Origin of the sequence: Enterobacter sp. 50793107 (assembly GCF_001463365.1) — a bacterium.
Classification (GTDB): Bacteria; Pseudomonadota; Gammaproteobacteria; order Enterobacterales; family Enterobacteriaceae; genus Enterobacter; species Enterobacter cloacae.
The window spans coordinates 19,520-38,234 of record NZ_LNII01000044.1 but is presented as its reverse complement, the minus strand read 5'-3'; the positions used below and the strand labels follow the sequence as shown (position 1 = coordinate 38,234).

Here is an 18,715-nt window from a genome sequence, read left to right as displayed (position 1 = left end):
GGGGTCGGCTTCGCCTTACCCGGCCAACAAAAGCCTGGAAACGTAGGCCCGGTAAGCGCTAGCGCCACCGGGCTTTTTTTAGGCAATATTCAGGTATTTGTGCGTCTGCATCGACAGGCGCCAGTTACGCGCGATACAGGTTTCAATGCACAGGCGCGTGGCGTCTTCTTTCTGGCTGATAGGCTGCAGCGCAATCACGCGCTGTTTTTCGTCCGTCAGCGTCGCCAGCAGTTCATCCAGCGCTTCGATATCACGTACTCGCCCTACCGGGTGTTTAATCTCATCAGCACGTTCCAGCGCCTGAGACAGTACGTCGTAGCCGCCGCGCATGTTTACTTTAGGCGATACCGTTACCCATGTGGTGTGGGAGCAGCGCACTTCATGCGTGCCGCTGGTTTCAATCTGGCAACTGTAACCGTTCTTTTCGAGCAGTTCGGTCAGCGGCGTCAGATCGTGGATGCAGGGTTCGCCCCCGGTAATGACCACATGGCGCGCCGTCCAGCCCTGGCGGCCTATAATGGCCAGCAGATCTTCCGCGCTGCCAGCACCCCACTTATCGCTCTCTTTGGTTTTCGCCAGAACGCTAAACAGCGACACTTCCCGATCTGCGAGTTTATCCCACGTATGTTTGGTATCACACCAGGCACAGCCAACCGGGCATCCCTGTAAACGAATAAAAATTGCGGGAACGCCGGTAAAGTAACCCTCGCCTTGCAGGGTCTGGAACATCTCGTTAATCGGGTACTGCATAGTCATCTCAGTTAAGGGGATAAACGATAAGTATCGCAGATCCCCGTGAGATGGTCATGCTCGATCGGTGCTTTGCGCGTCAATTGCCGCCATAAAGCGTTCCGTAATCTGCTGCGGGCGGGTGATTGCCCCGCCCACCACCACCATATGCGCCCCCAGCGCCAGACATCTGGCGGCGCGTTCCGGGGTGTCCACGTTACCTTCGGCCACCACCGGTACCGTGACGGCTGCCAGTACCGTTTTCAGAAACTGACAGTCATCATCGGGTAAGGCGTGTCCGGCGGTCTGCGCGGTATAGCCGTAAAGCGTGGTCCCGACACAATCAAACCCCAGCGCCTGCGCCATCACGGCCTCATCAACAGTGGCTATATCAGCCATAAGCAGCACCGAGGGATAACGGGTACGAATGCGCGTAACCAGCGTTGCCAGAGATTCCCCGCCAGGCCGCGCCCTGTCGGTCGCATCAAGCGCAATGATCGCCGGGGAGACGGTCATCAGTTCATCCACCTCTTTCATCGTCGCGGTGATAAACACCTCGCTGTCGGGGTACTCCCGCTTGATGATACCAATAACCGGCAGCGTAACCTGCTCTTTGATCGCCTCAATATCCGCCACGCTGTTGGCACGGATGGCCGCAGCCCCTCCCTGACGCGCCGCCAGCGCCATCCGCGACATAATAAACGGGCTATGCAACGGTTCGTTCTCAAGCGCCTGACAGGAGACGATCAGTTTTCCCTTCAGGGTATCCAGTACAGTTTTCATTACGATAAGATCTCTTCCACTTCGTTTTTGATAATCGTGACATGCGGACCATAAATGACCTGAACGCCATTCCCGCGCACAATCACGCCGCGCGCACCGGTGGCTTTCAGCGCCGCGTCATTCACTTTGCTGCCGTCTTTAACCGTGACGCGAAGACGCGTGGCGCAGCAGTCCACCTCTTCCAGATTGTCTTTTCCGCCCAGTCCGGCGATCACCGCACTTGCGCGTTCGTTCTGGGCGAACGTCACGTCATTGGCCACCGCCTCCTTTTCCCGACCCGGCGTGGCAAAATCAAAGCGATTAATCAGATAGTGGAACGTGAAGTAATAGAGGAAGAACCACGGTACGCCCACCAGCGGCACTAACATCCAGTGGGTTTTGGCCTCCCCCTGCAAAATGCCGAACAGCACAAAGTCGATAAAACCGCCGGAGAAGGTCTGCCCAATGGTGATATGTAAAATATGCGCGAGCATAAACGCCAGCCCGTCAAAAAATGCGTGAATGACGTACAGCACCGGCGCGATAAACAGGAAGGAGAACTCGATGGGCTCGGTGATCCCCGTAAGGAAGGAGGTTAATGCCGCTGAAAGCAACAACCCCGCGACGCGTTTTTTGTTCTCCGGTTTAGCCGTGTGATACATCGCAAGGCAGGCCCCGAGCAAACCAAACATCATCGTGATAAAGCGCCCGGACATGAAGCGCGACGTTCCTTCATAAAACTGGCGCGTCGTGGGATCGGCCAGCTGAGCGAAGAAGATCCGCTGCGTACCTTCAACCAGTTGCCCGTTGACAATCTCGCTGCCGCCAAGCGCGGTGGTCCAGAACGGAAGGTAGAAGATGTGGTGTAAACCGAACGGGCCCAGCATGCGCAAAATGAAGCCGTACAGCAGTGTTCCCAGATAACCGGTCGCATCCACCAGCCCGCCCAGACCAAAGATCAGCTTCTGGAAATGCGGCCAGACCACGGTCATTAAGGCTCCGACCAGGATCGCAGCCAGTGAGCTGATAATCGGCACAAAGCGTGACCCGCCAAAGAATCCCAGAAATTGTGGCAGCGCGATCTTATTAAACCGATGATGCAGCGCGCAGGTCACAAGACCAATGACCACCCCACCAAATACGCCGGTCTCCAGCGTCTGGATCCCCAGCGTCATGCCTTGCCCGACCGCCCCGGGATTCTCGTGCGCCAGTTTTCCGGTGAGGATCAGCAGTGCGTTAATGGTGGCATTCATGACCAGAAACGCGAGTAACGCCGCCAGCCCTGCCGTACCTTTATCATTTTTTGCCAGCCCGACGGCAACCCCAACGGCAAACAGCACCGACAGATTCGCGAACACAATCGAACCGGCGCTGCTCATGATGGTAAAAATAGCCTGTAACCAGCCCACATCTAAAAACGGATATGCCGTAAGCGTATTGGGATTCGATAACGCGCCGCCTATCCCCAGCAGCAGACCCGCCGCAGGCAGTACGGCGATGGGCAACATAAAGGATTTGCCAAAGCGCTGCGCTTTTTCAAACCATCCGCCGGACGAAGCACCACTGAACATTTGCATCATTTTTTCATCCCCTTAGTTAACGATGAAAATTTTTACCATAATTATACTTAATAGTGAAAATTACCATCAAAAACCAGGAGGACGATCATACTTTTTCGAAATGACTGGCATCCCTGCCCCGCTTTCCGCCACACTAGGACGCAGAGAAACGCATTAAGGATCTAGCATGTCAGACCATGAAAACCTGCTGCTGAAGCTGCGCCAGGAGGCTTCCGGGTACAGCCCCACGCAAAAAAAACTGGGAGAGTTTGTTCTCAACGATCCGGCCCGGGTGCTCTACCTGACGATCACCGAACTGGCACGGGAGAGCCACACCAGTGAAGCCAGCGTGACGCGTCTTTGCCGGACGCTCGGCTGCAAAGGCTATAACGAATTCAAGATGGCACTGGCGCTGGATATTCAGCAGGGTCAGCCCGCACGCGTGGCCGGGGACGAAATTGATAACGTCGTCGATGAGTCTGTTCAGGCGCTGCAGGATACCGCCAGACTGCTCGACAGAGCACTGCTGGAAAAAGCCGCTCAGGCGCTGCATCAGGCGCAAGCCGTACAAATATATGGGGTGGCCGCCAGCGCGATCCTCGGTGAGTATTTACATTACAAACTGTTGCGACTCGGCAAACCTGCACAGCTTTTTAGCGATATGCATCGTGCGGCCATGAATGCAGCAACGCTTTCAGAAGGGACGCTGGTGGTGGCCATTTCCAGTTCCGGTTCAACGCGGGATTTGCTCCACGTCGTAAAACTTGCACGCAAACGCGGCGTTAAGGTGTTATCCCTTAGCAATACGCCCCGCAGCCCGCTGGCTTCGCTTAGCGATATGCAGCTGGTCGCCGCAAAACCGGAAGGGCCACTCAGCGCAGGCGCGCTCAATGCTAAAGTGGGCGTAATGTTACTGGTTGAGTTACTTACAACTTCCCTGATTGCGATTGATAGCCATTACGGTGAAGTTAGCCAGCAAACCGCGAGCGCAACGCTGCCTTTATTACTCTAAAACCCTTTGCAGGCTAAATAAAATAGCCTGCATGGCGTGATGTCGATTCCATTTAAGTGCTGATACGGTTATTTCGTGCGCGGCATAATGGTGTAACAAATTATTTTATTTATTACATATTCAATGAGTGTTAAAAGCAATAAAATCGCACAAATAACAAAACAAAATCAGTTAGTTAAAATTATTTGATTTATAAATTGAATTTTTCTCACTCCGCTAGTGTCCAATATTTCCACCTGAATTCCTTACCTTAAAATAAGCTTAAGACGACGTCAGCTTTGCCATTTTTCTATTTAAATGCCGTTTACTTTTCCCTGCCTACAATCCGCCTCATCAATCATTATGAGACGGTATAGATTAATATGTTATTTATTACAGGCGTGACTGGTTTTCTGGGCGGTGCAGTACTTGAAAAAATACTGACCAGCAATAGTTCAGTAAAATTACTGCTGCTTGCGCGCGCCAGTGACCCGCAACAAGGGCTGGAACGCGTGCGGGACAACATGCGTAAATTCAAGGTTTCAGAGGAGACGCTGGCCGCGTTGAGTGAGGAGAATATCCTTATCGGCGATCTCAGCCAACCGGAGGGATTCCTGAACGACCCGCGTCTGGAACAGGTGACGCATGTTCTTAACTGCGCGGCCGTCGCGTCATTTGGTAACAATCCGCTGATCTGGAAAGTGAATGTGGAGGGGACGCTGGCGCTCGCCAGACGCATGAACCAGGTTGCCGGTTTACAGCGCTTTCTGCATGTGGGAACAGCCATGTCGTGCACGCCGGAGCAGGATTCGCTGGTCGCCGAAAGCGCGGAGTTCAGAGAAAACGCCGAGCATCTGGTGGAATATACGTATTCGAAATCCACCATTGAACAACTGATGCGCCAGCACTGTCCCAACCTGCCGCTGCTCATCGCCCGTCCGTCCATCGTGGTCGGCCATACCCGTCATGGCTGTACGCCGTCGAGCAGTATTTTCTGGGTCTTCAGCATGGGGCTAATGCTGCAAAAATTCATGTGCTCAATGGAAGACAAAATAGATGTCGTCCCGGTGGATTACTGCGCCGATGCGCTGCTGATGCTGCTTAACAGCGCTGCGCAGCCGGGAGAAGTGGTACATATTTCTGCCGGAGAAGAGAACAGCGTGCGCTTTGCGGATATTGATAATGCGATGGCACAGGCGCTGGAGAAAGCCCCGGTCGGTGATAAGTATGCCCAGGTAAGTTATGAAACGCTGGTCAGAATGCGCCGTGAGCTGAAGGATATTTTTGGCCCCTGCAACGAACGGCTGATGCTGAGAGCAATGCGCTTGTACGGGGCCTTTGCCACGCTGAATGTACGTTTCAGCAACGACAAGCTGCTCAGTATGGGCATGCCTAAACCGCCGCGTTTTACGGACTATATTGCCCGCTGCGTACAAACTACCCGGGGGCTGAGCATCCCGGAGCAAATGGCGGTTGATTTCAAATAACCAAAAAAAAATGCCAGTCTTTCGACTGGCATTTTCATTTTAAGGCTTAAGCAATTATGCCTGGCCTTTGATCTCTTTACGACCGTTGTATGGTGCTTTTTCGCCCAGCGCTTCTTCGATACGAATCAGCTGGTTGTATTTAGCAACACGGTCAGAACGGCTCATAGAACCGGTTTTGATCTGGCCTGCAGCGGTACCAACAGCCAGGTCAGCGATGGTAGCGTCTTCAGTTTCGCCAGAACGGTGAGAGATAACAGCGGTGTAGCCAGCGTCTTTCGCCATTTTGATCGCAGCCAGAGTTTCGGTCAGAGAACCGATCTGGTTGAATTTGATCAGGATGGAGTTAACGATGCCTTTCTCGATGCCTTCTTTCAGGATCTTGGTGTTGGTTACGAACAGATCGTCACCAACCAGCTGGATTTTGTCGCCCAGTACTTTAGTCTGGTATGCGAAACCATCCCAGTCAGACTCGTCCAGACCGTCTTCGATAGAAACGATTGGGTACTGTTTGGTCAGGTCTTCCAGGAAGTGAGTGAACTCTTCAGAGGTGAACGCTTTGTTGCCTTCGCCAGCCAGAACGTATTTACCGTCTTTGTAGAATTCAGATGCTGCGCAGTCCATCGCCAGTGTGATGTCTTTGCCCAGCTCATAGCCAGCGGCTTTTACTGCTTCAGCGATAACAGCCAGTGCTTCTGCGTTAGAACCCAGGTTTGGCGCGTAGCCACCTTCGTCACCCACAGCCGTGTTCATACCTTTTGCTTTCAGAACTTTAGCCAGGTTGTGGAACACTTCAGAACCCATACGTACTGCTTCTTTCAGGGTTTTCGCGCCAACTGGCTGAATCATGAATTCCTGAATATCAACGTTGTTGTCTGCGTGCTCACCACCGTTGATGATATTCATCATTGGTACAGGCATGGAGTATTTGCCTGGGGTGCCGTTCAGTTCAGCGATATGCTCGAACAGTGGCATACCTTTCGCTGCCGCAGCGGCTTTGGCGTTCGCCAGGGAAACCGCCAGGATTGCGTTCGCACCGAAGTTAGATTTGTTTTCAGTACCGTCCAGATCGATCATGATCTTGTCGATGCCAGCCTGGTCTTTAGCGTCTTTGCCAATGATTGCCTGAGCAATAGGACCGTTTACAGCGCCAACAGCTTTCAGTACGCCTTTGCCCATGAAACGGGATTTGTCGCCATCGCGCAGTTCCAGCGCTTCGCGGGAACCAGTAGAAGCACCTGATGGAGCAGCTGCCATACCGACGAAACCACCTTCCAGATGAACTTCGGCTTCAACGGTCGGGTTACCACGGGAGTCGATGATTTCACGACCGATGACTTTAACGATTTTGGACATTAGATTTTCCTCAGTACAAGTTAAACTAAAACTCCAGACAAACAACGCGTACCGGGGGTACGCGTTGCCGTTCTAACTTTTTTACTTCGCCTGACGCTTCTGATACTCGCTGGCGGCTTTCACGAAACCTGCAAACAGCGGATGCCCGTCACGTGGCGTTGAAGTAAATTCCGGGTGGAATTGGCAGGCGACAAACCACGGGTGGTTTGGCACTTCGATGATCTCGACTAACTGATCATCCCCGGAGCGGCCCGCAACACGCAGACCCGCAGCTTCAATTTGTTTCAACAACATGTTGTTGACTTCATAGCGGTGACGATGACGCTCGGTGATGACCGGTTCGCCATACAGCTTACGAACCACGCTATCGTCAGACAGCTGGCAGGCCTGTGCGCCAAGACGCATAGTGCCACCCAGATCGCTCTTCTCGGTACGGACTTCGACGTTACCGTCTTCGTCGCGCCATTCAGTGATAAGCGCCACTACAGGGTACTTACAGTCTGGCACAAATTCCGTAGAGTTCGCGTTTTCCATTCCCGCTACGTTGCGCGCAAATTCGATTAGCGCAACCTGCATACCCAGGCAGATGCCGAGGTATGGAATATTGTTTTCACGCGCATAGCGTGCAGTGGCGATCTTGCCTTCTACACCACGGTAGCCGAAGCCGCCAGGGATGAGAATCGCATCCAGATCTTTCAGAATTTCGACGCCACGTGTTTCAACATCCTGCGAATCAATCAGCTTGATGTTCACGGAGACGCGGTTCTTCAGACCACCGTGTTTCAGCGCTTCGATAACGGACTTATAGGCATCCGGCAGTTCGATGTACTTGCCGACCATACCGATAGTCACTTCACCAGCCGGATTGGCTTCTTCATAAATAACCTGTTCCCATTCAGACAGGTTAGCTTCCGGACAGTTCAAGCTGAATCGTTTACAAATATAATCGTCCAGGCCCTGTGATTTCAACAGGCCCGGGATTTTATAAATGGAATCGACATCTTTCATTGAAATAACGGCTTTTTCAGGCACGTTACAGAACAATGCAATTTTCGCACGTTCGTTCGCCGGAACCGCGCGATCGGAGCGGCAAACCAGAATGTCAGGCTGAATACCGATGGAGAGCAGCTCTTTCACGGAGTGCTGAGTCGGTTTGGTTTTCACTTCACCTGCGGCTGCCATGTAAGGCACCAGCGTCAGGTGCATGAACAGCGCGTGTTCACGACCGATATCAACCGCCAGCTGGCGAATCGCTTCCAGGAACGGCAGGGATTCGATATCACCCACGGTACCGCCGATTTCAACCAGCACCACGTCGTGGCCTTCGCCACCCGCAATGATGCGTTCTTTGATAGCGTTAGTGATGTGCGGGATAACCTGAACGGTTGCACCCAGATAATCACCACGGCGCTCTTTACGCAGAACGTCGGAGTAGATACGGCCAGTCGTGAAGTTGTTACGACGGGTCATTTTGGTGCGAATGAAACGCTCGTAGTGGCCAAGATCCAGATCGGTTTCAGCGCCGTCTTCAGTAACGAACACTTCCCCGTGTTGGATTGGGCTCATGGTGCCAGGATCGACGTTGATGTACGGATCCAGTTTCATCATGGTCACATTGAGGCCACGGGCTTCAAGAATGGCTGCGAGGGAGGCTGCGGCAATGCCTTTACCCAGAGAGGATACGACCCCGCCGGTCACAAAAATATAGTTCGTTGTCATGCTGAACCTGAGAAGTTAGGGTGAAACGATGGAATAACCAGGACGGGAAAGTAGTATACCCGAACACGGCGAGCGCCACAAACTTTCATTCTCCGTCTCCATTCCAGGCCATGACAAACATAAGGAGTGAGAAAATAGCCCCTTTTGGGTAAATGTTTTTGACGCAAATCAAGCGCTTGTCATTTAAAAAATCACACAAATTGCGCTTGATCGCAAAATTCCGTTAGAGATCAGATTCCTGGCGTTTTACTTCCTGCCAGACTTCTTCCATCACATCGAGGTCAATTCCGGTCATTTCCAGGCCGCGCGAGGCCACAATGCGCTCGACTTCGCGAAAGCGTCGTTCGAACTTAAGGTTGGCTTTTTGCAGGGCCGTTTCCGCTTTTACACCCAGGTGGCGCGAAAGGTTGACGGTGGCAAACAGCAAATCGCCCATCTCTTCTTCAAGCTTTGCTTCATCCACCACGGCCTGCTGCGCTTCGTGCATCACTTCGTCGATTTCTTCATGGACTTTGTCCAGTACCGGGCCAAGCGAGTGCCAGTCAAACCCTACTGCCGAGCAGCGTTTCTGGATCTTATGGGCACGCATCAGGGCGGGCAGACTCAGCGGGATGTCATCCAGCGCGGAGTGTTGGGATTTTTCAGCCCGCTCGGCACTTTTAATCTGCTCCCAGCGCGCCAGCACTTCCGCGCTGTTGCCCGCCGTGGCATCGCCAAAGATATGCGGATGGCGGCGCTCAAGCTTGTCGCTAATGGCGGCGCAGATATCGTCAAAATTAAAGCGCCCCTCTTCCTGCGCCATCTGTGCATAGAACACCACCTGAAACAGCAGGTCACCGAGTTCGCCGCGCAGGTCGTCAAAGTCCTCACGTGAAATGGCGTCCAGTACTTCATAGGTCTCTTCGAGGGTGTACGGGGCGATAGTCGCGAAAGTCTGCTCTTTATCCCACGGGCAGCCGTTTTCCGGGTCACGCAGGCGTTTCATGATGCCGAGCAGGCGGTCGATTTGAGTCATAGTACTGTCCTGATGAAAAAATGCCGGGTGGCGGCGTTGCCTTACCCGGCTTACAGAAGAGGATGTTCAACCGCCGTGGAGACGACGCGCGTCAATCACATCCGGGACCTGGTTCAGTTTGCCAAGCACGCGGCCCAGCACCTGCAGGTTGTAGATTTCGATGGTCATATCGATGGTGGCAAGCTGCTCGCGGGTATCGCTGCGGCTGGCAACGCCCAGCACGTTGACCTTCTCATTGGCAAGAATGGTCGTAATGTCGCGCAGCAGACCGCTGCGGTCGTTGGCGGTGACGCGCACCACCAGCGAGTAGCCGGCAGAGTAGCTTTCACCCCAGACGGCTTCAACGATGCGTTCCGGCGCATGCGACTGCAGCTCAGCAAGCTGGTCACAGTCTGAGCGGTGAATCGAAATCCCACGCCCCTGGGTGATAAAGCCGACGATGTCGTCCCCCGGGATAGGCTGGCAGCAGCGGGCGATGTGGTGCATCAGATTGCCGACGCCTTCCACCACCACGCGACCATTGTCTTTGCTGCGCTGCTGCGGGGCGTAGGTTTTCTGCTGCAGCTGTTTCAGCGCCGCCGCATCCTGCTCTGCCGCACTTGGCTTGTTGAACTGCGCCTGCAGGAAATTCACCATCTGGTTGAGACGAATATCGCCGCCACCAATGGCCGCTAACAGCTCATCGAGCTCATTAAAGTTGTAACGCGGCAGCAGGAACCTCTCCGCCTCTTTCAGGCTGATGCCTATATGCTCCAGCTCGTCATCCAGGATCTGGCGACCGGCAAGGATGTTCTTGTCACGATCCTGTTTACGGAACCAGGCGTGAATTTTGGAGCGTCCGCGGCTGGTGGTGACATACCCCAGGTTCGGGTTCAGCCAGTCACGGCTCGGGTTTGGCTGCTTCTGGGTGATGATTTCAATCTGATCGCCCATCTGCAGCTGGTAGGTGAACGGTACAATGCGCCCGCCGATTTTCGCACCAATGCAGCGGTGCCCGACATCGCTGTGGATGTGATAGGCAAAGTCGAGCGGCGTTGACCCGGCAGGCAGGTCGACAACGTCCCCTTTCGGCGTAAAGACGTACACCCGGTCGTCGAAGACCTGGCTGCGCACTTCGTCGAGCATCTCGCCGGAGTCGGCCATCTCTTCCTGCCACGCAATCAGCTTACGCAGCCAGGCAATGCGGTCTTCGTGACCGGTGCGCGCCCCGCCCGAGGTGCCCTCTTTGTATTTCCAGTGCGCGGCGACACCCAGCTCGGCGTCTTCGTGCATCTGTTTGGTACGGATCTGAATTTCAACCGTTTTACCGCCGGGGCCCAGCACCACGGTATGAATAGACTGGTAGCCGTTAGGTTTCGGGTTGGCGACATAGTCATCGAACTCATCCGGCAGATGGCGGAAGTGCGTGTGCACGATCCCCAGTGCGGCGTAGCAGTCCTGCAGACGCTCCGCCACAATACGCACGGCACGCACGTCGAACAGCTCGTCAAAGGCGAGGTGTTTCTTCTGCATTTTGCGCCAGATGCTGTAGATATGCTTTGGCCGACCGTACACTTCGGCACGGACGTTCTCTTCCTTCATCGACTGGCGCAACCCGCTGACAAATTCTTCAATATAGTGTTCGCGGTCGATACGGCGTTCATGCAGCAGTTTCGCAATGCGCTTATATTCCGCCGGGTGCAGATAACGGAAGCAGTAGTCTTCCAGCTCCCATTTGAGCTGACCAATGCCTAAGCGGTTCGCCAGCGGCGCATAGATGTTTGTACACTCTTTGGCGGCGAGTACGCGCTCATCTTCCGGCGCGTCCTTCACTTCACGCAGGTGGGCGATACGCTCGGCAAGCTTGATGACCACGCAGCGGAAATCATCCACCATGGCCAGCAGCATCCGGCGAACGTTATCGACCTGTTCAGAGGAGACGGAATCGGTGTGCGCGGCTTTGAGCTGACGAATGGCCGCCATATCGCGGACACCGTGGATCAGCGCCACGACCGATTTTCCGACGCTTTCACGCAGCACGTCTTCCGTGACGACGTCCGCATCGGCAAGCGGGAACAGAAGCGCGGCCTGCAGTGTTTCGATATCCATATTGAGCATGGATAAGATTTCGACCATCTCCACGCCGCGCCACAGCAGCAGCTCGGCGTCCGGATGCCCCAGCGTGGTGCGCTGACAATAGGCCCAGGTTTCGGTTAAGCGTTCACACGACTGCTGGCTGGAAATTCCCAGACTTGCGATCCATTTTTGAGGGTCAAACTCACCAGCTTTATTAAGATGTGCACTTCTTACCGCAACCATCGTCCTCTCCTTTAGGGACCAGGGCCTGTCGAAGTCGACAAGCCAAACTAATTAGATGTGCTCGAACAACACCATTGATTCCAGATGCCCAGTGTGCGGGAACATGTCCAGCATTGCCAGACGCTGAATCTGGTAACCCGCGCTGAGTAATGCCTCGCTATCCCGGGCAAGCGTTGCCGGGTTACAGGAAACGTAGACCACGCGTTTCGGGGCGAGTTTAATTATATGCTGCATCACGCCCGGTGCGCCTGCCCGTGCCGGGTCGAGCAGGATTTTGTCAAAGCCCTGTTTTGCCCAGGGCTGCTGCGTGACATCTTCCTCCAGATTTTGATGAAAGAATGTCACATTTTGCAAGCCGTTCTGTTGCGCATTCTCCTGGCCTTTCGCCACCAGCGCGTCGACGCCTTCTACCCCCACAACACTCGCCGCTTTACGGGCCAGCGGCAGCGTGAAATTGCCCATGCCGCAGAAGAGATCAAGCACGCGGTCGGTCGGCTGGACATCCAGCCACGTCAGCGCGGTTTCGATCATCTGCTGATTAACACCGTCATTAACCTGGATGAAATCCCGCGGACTGAACGTTAAGCGTAGTCCGTTTGACGCATACCAGGGCGCGTCACCTGTAACCTGCTCCAGTATCTCGCTTTGTGGGGCGAGAAAAAGCGCCAGCTCGTGGGAATGCGAAAAGCGTTCCAGTTTTTCGCGGTCTTTTTTGGACAACGGCGCGGTATGGCGCAGCACCATCAGCGGACCATTGTTTGCCAGGACCAGTTCCACATGCCCGAGGTGGCGAACACTGTCCAGCCCGGACAGGCATGCGTGCACGTCCGGGAGCAATGCCTCAAGACGGGGCACCAAAATGGGGCACTGCCTGATATCGACGATATCGCTGGAGCCCGCTTTGCGAAACCCCATCTCCAGCCGCTCGTTTTTGGGCTGATAGCTTAGGCTCAGCCGCGCGCGACGACGATAGCCCCAGGGTTGGTCGGCAATGATGTCGTCAACGTCATGCCTGAGCAGGCGTGCCAGGGCATTACTCTTACTTTTTTGCTGTAAAACTACGCTGGCATGTTGTTGCTGGCAGCCTCCGCAGACGCCAAAATGCGGGCAGCGTGGCTCTGTGCGCTCCGGGCTGGTGGTCAGACGGCGCTTCACCTTCCCGCGTGCGTACTGGCGTTTATCTTCCGTCAGCGTAATTTCTGCTCGTTCTGTGGGCAGCAAACCTGTTATAAACAGTGTCTTACCATTGTGATGCGCGACGCCCTGACCAAAAGGGTCAAGGTCCGTGGCTTCGACAGTGATGATCTGACGCGTCGTCACGCGTCGCTTTGCAGAGTAGAATTGCGCCATCGCCGGGAATTTTCTCAAATATACATAATTATCTTAATTGTCCCATAACGGAACGCCATGACCAACTACAGCCTGCGCGCGCGCATGATGATTTTGATCCTCGCCCCCACCGTTCTCATCGGTTTGCTGCTGAGCATCTTCTTCGTTGTGCACCGCTATAACGACCTGCAGCGACAGCTGGAAGATGCCGGAGCCAGCATCATCGAACCGCTGGCCGTGTCCAGCGAATACGGGATGAACCTGCAAAACCGCGAATCGATTGGTCAGTTAATCAGTGTGTTGCATCGCCGCCACTCGGATATTGTGCGTGCGATCTCCGTCTATGACGAGCATAACCGGCTGTTCGTCACCTCTAATTTTCATCTTGATCCGGCAGCGTTAAAAATTCCTGACGGTTCGCCGTTCCCGCGCCATCTCACGGTGATGCGACGGGGCGATATTATGATCCTGCGCACGCCGATAATTTCGGAAAGTTATTCGCCGGATGAGTCCGCGCAATCCGACGCCAAGTCCAGCAGCAATATGCTCGGATATGTGGCGCTGGAGCTGGACCTCAAGTCGGTGCGACTGCAGCAGTACAAAGAGATTTTTATCTCCGGCGTGATGATGCTGTTCTGTATCGGCATTGCGCTCATCTTCGGCTGGCGACTGATGCGCGATGTGACCGGGCCCATCCGCAATATGGTCAACACCGTTGACCGCATTCGCCGTGGCCAGCTCGATAGCCGCGTGGAAGGGTTTATGCTGGGCGAACTGGACATGCTGAAAAACGGCATCAACTCGATGGCGATGTCGCTGGCGGCCTATCACGAAGAGATGCAGCATAACGTGGATCAGGCCACTTCGGATCTGCGCGAAACGCTGGAACAGATGGAGATCCAGAACGTCGAGCTGGATCTGGCGAAAAAGCGTGCCCAGGAGGCTGCCCGCATTAAATCGGAGTTCCTTGCCAATATGTCACACGAGCTGCGTACGCCGCTCAATGGCGTGATTGGCTTTACCCGCCTGACCCTGAAGAGCGAGCTTAACCCCACCCAGCGCGATCACCTGCACACCATTGAACGCTCGGCCAACAATCTGCTGGCGATCATTAATGACGTGCTGGACTTCTCCAAGCTGGAAGCGGGCAAGCTGATCCTGGAGAGCATTCCGTTCCCGCTGCGCAGTACGCTTGATGAGGTGGTTACGCTGCTGGCGCACTCGTCGCACGACAAAGGGCTTGAGCTGACGCTGAACATTAAAAACGACGTGCCGGATAACGTCATCGGCGATCCGCTGCGCCTGCAGCAGGTCATTACCAATCTTGTCGGTAATGCCATCAAATTTACCGAAAGCGGCAACATCGACATTCTGGTGGAAAAACGTGCCATCAGTAATAACAAAGTACAGATTGAAGTTCAGATCCGCGATACCGGCATTGGCATTCCCGAACGGGATCAATCCCGTCTGTTCCAGGCGTTTCGTCAGGCGGATGCGAGTATTTCGCGGCGTCACGGTGGTACGGGCCTGGGGCTGGTTATCACACAAAAACTGGTTAAAGAGATGGGTGGCGATATCTCTTTCCACAGCCAGCCAAACCGGGGGTCGACGTTCTGGTTCCATATCAACCTGGATCTCAACCCGAACGTGCTGACGGACGGCCCGGTGACGGATTGCCTGAAAGGCAAGCGCCTCGCTTACGTGGAGCCGAACGCCGCCGCTGCCCAGTGCACGCTGGACATCTTAAGCACCACGCCGCTGGAGGTGGTCTACAGCCCGACCTTCTCTGCGCTTACCGTTGAGCATTACGACATCCTGCTGATGGGGATCCCGGTCACCTTTACCGGGGAGCTCACCATGCAGCAGGAACGGCTGGCGAAAGCCGCATCAATGACCGACTACCTGCTGCTGGCGCTGCCGTGCCATGCGCAAATCAATGCCGAAGAGTTGAAAAACGACGGGGCGGCCGCCTGTCTGCTTAAACCGCTCACCGCCACACGCTTGTTGCCTGCTTTGACGGCCTACTGCCGCCTGAATGAGCATGCCGTGGCACTGATTAATGACGAGCAGAGGCTGCCGATGAGCGTGATGGCGGTGGATGATAATCCAGCAAACCTGAAGCTGATTGGCGTGCTGCTTGAGGATCAGGTTCAGCATGTCGAGCTCTGCACAAGCGGTGCTGAGGCGGTTGAACTGGCCAAACAGATGCAGTTCGATTTGATTCTGATGGATATTCAAATGCCGGGTATGGATGGCATTCGCGCCTGTGAGCTTATCCGCCAGCTACCTCATCAACAGCAAACGCCGGTCATTGCCGTGACCGCGCATGCGATGGCCGGGCAGAAAGAGAAGCTGCTCGGCGCCGGAATGAACGATTATCTGGCGAAGCCTATCGACGAAGAGAAACTGCATAACCTGCTGCTGCGCTATAAGCCGGGGCATATCGGCGGTACGTATACCTTATCAGCAGAACCAATTGAGATTAGCGTGAATCAGAACGCCACCTTTGACTGGCAGCTTGCGTTACGCCAGGCGGCGGGGAAACCTGATTTAGCCCGCGAGATGCTACAGATGCTGGTCGCGTTTCTGCCGGAAATTCGCAATAAGGTAGAAGAACAGCTGGTGGGCGAAAACCCGGAGGAGCTGCTGCAGGCTATCCACAAGCTGCACGGTAGCTGTGGTTACAGCGGCGTGCCCCGCCTGAAAAACCTCTGCCAGCTGCTGGAGCAGCAGCTACGCGCAGGGACACCAGAATCTGAACTGGAACCGGAGTTCCTTGAACTGCTGGATGAGATGGATAACGTGACGCGGGAAGCGATGAAGGTGTTAGGAAACTGAGGTAAATGCCCGGTGGCGCGACGCTTACCGGGCCTACACCCTCACCCCTCTCCCACTGGGTAAGGGAGAACTACATCCCCTGCCCGAGTTTCAGTACCGCCGCGATATTTCTTGCGGCCATCCTGACGTTCTCGCTGGCGTTTTCCAGCGCATCTTCCAGCGAGCAGATGGTGTAAATCACGCTAAACACCGCATCGATGCCGTGATCGTGCACGACGCCAACGTCCGCCGTCAGACTGCCTGCAATCCCGATAACCGGCTTGTTGAAGCGTTTGGCTACCTTCGCCACCCCAACCGGCACTTTGCCGTGGATCGTCTGGCTGTCGATGCGACCTTCACCCGTTATCACCAAATCCGCATCGGCAATCTGGTCAGCCAGATGTAGCGCATCGGTGACGATCTCAATGCCCTGGCGCAGCTGCGCACCGCAGAAGGCGTACAGCGCCGCCCCCATTCCACCTGCCGCGCCGCCGCCCGCCAGGTTGAGCACATCCATATCAAGATCCCGGGCAATGACCCGCGCATAGTGCGCAAGCGCGTTGTCCAGAGTGATGATCATCTCGGGTGTGGCACCCTTTTGCGGGCCAAAAACCGCTGATGCGCCCAGCTTACCGGTAAGCGGATTCGTCACATCGCAGGCCACTTCTATGCGGCACTCGGCCAGACGCTTGTCCAGCCCGCTCAGGTCGATACGGGCAAGTTTGCCCAGCTCGCCTCCGCCCTGCCCCAGCGGCTGTTCACGGTCGTCCAGCAGCCTGGCCCCCAGCGCCTGCACCATTCCTGCACCGCCATCATTGGTGGCGCTGCCACCGATGCCGATGATGATATGCTTAACGCCCGCATCCAGCGCGTGACGGATAAGTTCACCCGTGCCCCAGGAGGTCGTTTTCAGAGGATCGCGCTGCGAAGGTGCAACCAGCTCAAGACCACTGGCCGCCGCCATTTCGATAAAGGCGCTCTTCTCGTCGCCGGATATCCCGTAAAACCCTTCCACGCGATGGCCCAGAGGGCCGGTCACCGGAACATGCACAATGCGTCCCTGCGTTGCCGCGATCATCGCTTCGACGGTGCCTTCACCGCCGTCCGCGACCGGCAGTTTGACGTAAACCGCCTCAGGAAAGATCTCGCGAAAACCCTGCTCTATCGCTGTCGCAACCTCAAGCGCACTCAAACTTTCCTTATACGAGTCCGGTGCGATAACAATTTTCATAAGCCATCCTTACGCATAGTCGTTACGTTAAGCATACACCACGTAAAGAACCGCTCATGGGAGCGGTCCCAATGCGTTTATCGTACCATGCACGGACGTTTATTGTCGAATGTCCACTCTGGGATCAGATACTGCATCGCCATCGCGTCATCGCGCGCACCCAGCCCATGTTTCTGGTACAGCTCATGGGCTTTCATCACCTGATCCATATCCAGTTCCACGCCCAGACCCGGTGTGGACGGGACCTGCACCATCCCCCCTTTGATTTCAAACGGCGCTTTCGTCAGGCGCTGATTGCCTTCCTGCCAGATCCAGTGGGTGTCGATCGCGGTAATCGTGCCCGGCGCGGCAGCGGCCACGTGGGTGAACATCGCCAGCGAGATATCGAAGTGGTTATTGGAGTGCGAGCCCCAGGTCAGACCGAACTCATGGCACATCTGCGCCACGCGTACCGAGCCCTGCATCGTCCAGAAATGCGGGTCCGCCAGCGGAATATCGACAGACTGCAGGGACAAGGTGTGCCCCATCTGACGCCAGTCGGTGGCGATCATGTTGGTCGCGGTAGGTAAGCCCGTGGCGCGGCGGAACTCCGCCATCACTTCACGGCCAGAGAAACCTTGTTCTGCCCCGCACGGATCCTCCGCGTAGGCCAGCACGCCTTTCAGCTGCTTGCCGATGGCGATCGCTTCATCAAGCGACCAGGCCCCGTTCGGATCCAGCGTGACGCGCGCCTGCGGGAATCGTTTAGCCAGGGCTGAGATAGCTTCGGCCTCTTCTTCTCCGGCCAGCACGCCGCCCTTCAGTTTGAAATCATTAAAACCATATTTTTCGTACGCGGCCTCCGCCAGGCGCACCACCGCATCCGGCGTCATCGCTTCATCATGGCGGAGTCGGTACCAGTCACATCGCTCGTCCGGCTGGCTCTGGTATGGCAACGGCGTCAGGTTGCGGTCGCCAACAAAGAACAGATAGCCCAGCATCTCCACTTCACTGCGTTGCTGCCCCTCACCCAGCAGGGAAGCAACGTTAACCCCCAGGTGTTGACCTAACAGGTCCAGCATGGCGGCTTCGATGCCGGTCACCACGTGGATGGTGGTGCGCAGATCAAACGTTTGCAGCCCACGGCCACCCGCATCGCGATCGGCAAAGGTATTCCGCACGGTATTTAAGACGTTTTTATATTCGCCCAGCGTTTTTCCCACCACCAGCGGGATGGCGTCTTCAAGCGTTTTGCGGATCTTCTCACCGCCCGGGATTTCCCCCACGCCGGTATGCCCGGCGTTATCTTTAATAATGACAATATTGCGGGTGAAAAACGGCGCATGTGCGCCGCTCAGGTTCATCAGCATGCTGTCATGGCCGGCAACCGGAATGATCTGCATGGAAGTAACAACAGGGGTGGTAAAAGTGCTCATGGTGCAATCC

13 protein-coding genes are annotated in these 18,715 nt (G+C 55.3%); 3 read left to right on the top strand and 10 right to left on the bottom strand.

The window, feature by feature from the left end; genetic code table 11:
• Positions 1–78: 78 nt before the first annotated feature.
• Genes queE through APU11_RS05835 form a run of 3 tightly spaced genes read right to left on the bottom strand, consistent with a single transcriptional unit; the run spans position 79 to position 3,071 of the window.
• Positions 79–750, bottom strand: coding sequence for a 7-carboxy-7-deazaguanine synthase QueE (gene queE, locus APU11_RS05845; RefSeq protein WP_013098510.1), 672 nt, complete (start codon positions 748–750; stop codon positions 79–81).
• Between the two features lie 54 nt (positions 751–804).
• Positions 805–1,512, bottom strand: coding sequence for an N-acetylmannosamine-6-phosphate 2-epimerase (locus tag APU11_RS05840; protein WP_058650449.1), 708 nt, complete (start codon positions 1,510–1,512; stop codon positions 805–807).
• Complete coding sequence (locus APU11_RS05835; protein ID WP_048971737.1) at positions 1,512–3,071, bottom strand: maltose/glucose-specific PTS transporter subunit IIC; 1,560 nt, start codon at positions 3,069–3,071, stop codon at positions 1,512–1,514. Before APU11_RS05835 ends, APU11_RS05840 begins: the two co-directional genes overlap by 1 nt.
• A 166-nt stretch (positions 3,072–3,237) precedes the next feature.
• Between APU11_RS05835 and APU11_RS05830 the strand changes: the two genes are divergently transcribed.
• Positions 3,238–4,062 (top strand): MurR/RpiR family transcriptional regulator, encoded by an 825-nt coding sequence (locus tag APU11_RS05830; protein ID WP_013098513.1) that lies wholly within the window; start codon positions 3,238–3,240, stop codon positions 4,060–4,062.
• Positions 4,063–4,418: 356 nt separating this feature from the next.
• Positions 4,419–5,528 (top strand): SDR family oxidoreductase, encoded by a 1,110-nt coding sequence (locus APU11_RS05825; RefSeq protein ID WP_048971732.1) that lies wholly within the window; start codon positions 4,419–4,421, stop codon positions 5,526–5,528.
• Positions 5,529–5,582: 54 nt separating this feature from the next.
• Here APU11_RS05825 and eno read toward each other — a convergent pair whose 3' ends face one another.
• The 5 genes from eno to rlmD form a co-directional block, all read right to left on the bottom strand.
• On the bottom strand, positions 5,583–6,881 hold the full coding sequence (eno, locus tag APU11_RS05820; protein WP_013098515.1) for a phosphopyruvate hydratase: 1,299 nt from the start codon (positions 6,879–6,881) through the stop codon (positions 5,583–5,585).
• 81 nt (positions 6,882–6,962) lie between these two features.
• Entirely contained in the window at positions 6,963–8,600 is a 1,638-nt protein-coding gene (pyrG, locus tag APU11_RS05815; RefSeq protein WP_013098516.1) for a CTP synthase (glutamine hydrolyzing), read from the bottom strand.
• Positions 8,601–8,823: 223 nt separating this feature from the next.
• Entirely contained in the window at positions 8,824–9,615 is a 792-nt protein-coding gene (gene mazG / locus APU11_RS05810; RefSeq protein WP_029883908.1) for a nucleoside triphosphate pyrophosphohydrolase, read from the bottom strand.
• Positions 9,616–9,681: 66 nt separating this feature from the next.
• Complete coding sequence (relA, locus tag APU11_RS05805; protein ID WP_038983824.1) at positions 9,682–11,913, bottom strand: GTP diphosphokinase; 2,232 nt, start codon at positions 11,911–11,913, stop codon at positions 9,682–9,684.
• Between the two features lie 51 nt (positions 11,914–11,964).
• Positions 11,965–13,263, bottom strand: a complete 1,299-nt coding sequence (gene rlmD, locus APU11_RS05800) for a 23S rRNA (uracil(1939)-C(5))-methyltransferase RlmD (protein WP_013098519.1) — start codon at positions 13,261–13,263, stop codon at positions 11,965–11,967.
• 57 nt (positions 13,264–13,320) lie between these two features.
• Between rlmD and barA the strand changes: the two genes are divergently transcribed.
• A complete protein-coding gene (gene barA, locus APU11_RS05795; RefSeq protein ID WP_048971723.1) occupies positions 13,321–16,080 on the top strand; it encodes a two-component sensor histidine kinase BarA in 2,760 nt (919 codons plus the stop codon).
• Between the two features lie 70 nt (positions 16,081–16,150).
• Here the strand turns inward: barA and APU11_RS05790 are convergent, their stop codons facing one another.
• Together APU11_RS05790 and gudD are read right to left on the bottom strand one after the other, a co-directional pair.
• Complete coding sequence (locus tag APU11_RS05790) at positions 16,151–17,290, bottom strand: glycerate kinase (RefSeq protein ID WP_013098521.1); 1,140 nt, start codon at positions 17,288–17,290, stop codon at positions 16,151–16,153.
• A 77-nt stretch (positions 17,291–17,367) separates the two neighbouring features.
• Positions 17,368–18,705, bottom strand: a complete 1,338-nt coding sequence (gene gudD, locus APU11_RS05785; RefSeq protein WP_038420507.1) for a glucarate dehydratase — start codon at positions 18,703–18,705, stop codon at positions 17,368–17,370.
• Between the last annotated feature and the right edge of the window lie 10 nt (positions 18,706–18,715).

Excerpts from the sequence above, each read along its gene's own strand:
- relA (WP_038983824.1), bottom strand. The coding sequence starts at position 11,913 with ATGGTTGCGGTAAGAAGTGCACATCTTAATAAAGCTGGTGAGTTTGAC.
- mazG (WP_029883908.1), bottom strand. The coding sequence starts at position 9,615 with ATGACTCAAATCGACCGCCTGCTCGGCATCATGAAACGCCTGCGTGAC.
- APU11_RS05830 (WP_013098513.1), top strand. The coding sequence starts at position 3,238 with ATGTCAGACCATGAAAACCTGCTGCTGAAGCTGCGCCAGGAGGCTTCC.
- rlmD (WP_013098519.1), bottom strand. The coding sequence starts at position 13,263 with ATGGCGCAATTCTACTCTGCAAAGCGACGCGTGACGACGCGTCAGATC.
- APU11_RS05835 (WP_048971737.1), bottom strand. The coding sequence starts at position 3,071 with ATGATGCAAATGTTCAGTGGTGCTTCGTCCGGCGGATGGTTTGAAAAA.
- queE (WP_013098510.1), bottom strand. The coding sequence starts at position 750 with ATGCAGTACCCGATTAACGAGATGTTCCAGACCCTGCAAGGCGAGGGT.
- eno (WP_013098515.1), bottom strand. The coding sequence starts at position 6,881 with ATGTCCAAAATCGTTAAAGTCATCGGTCGTGAAATCATCGACTCCCGT.
- pyrG (WP_013098516.1), bottom strand. The coding sequence starts at position 8,600 with ATGACAACGAACTATATTTTTGTGACCGGCGGGGTCGTATCCTCTCTG.
- APU11_RS05840 (WP_058650449.1), bottom strand. The coding sequence starts at position 1,512 with ATGAAAACTGTACTGGATACCCTGAAGGGAAAACTGATCGTCTCCTGT.
- gudD (WP_038420507.1), bottom strand. The coding sequence starts at position 18,705 with ATGAGCACTTTTACCACCCCTGTTGTTACTTCCATGCAGATCATTCCG.
- barA (WP_048971723.1), top strand. The coding sequence starts at position 13,321 with ATGACCAACTACAGCCTGCGCGCGCGCATGATGATTTTGATCCTCGCC.
- APU11_RS05790 (WP_013098521.1), bottom strand. The coding sequence starts at position 17,290 with ATGAAAATTGTTATCGCACCGGACTCGTATAAGGAAAGTTTGAGTGCG.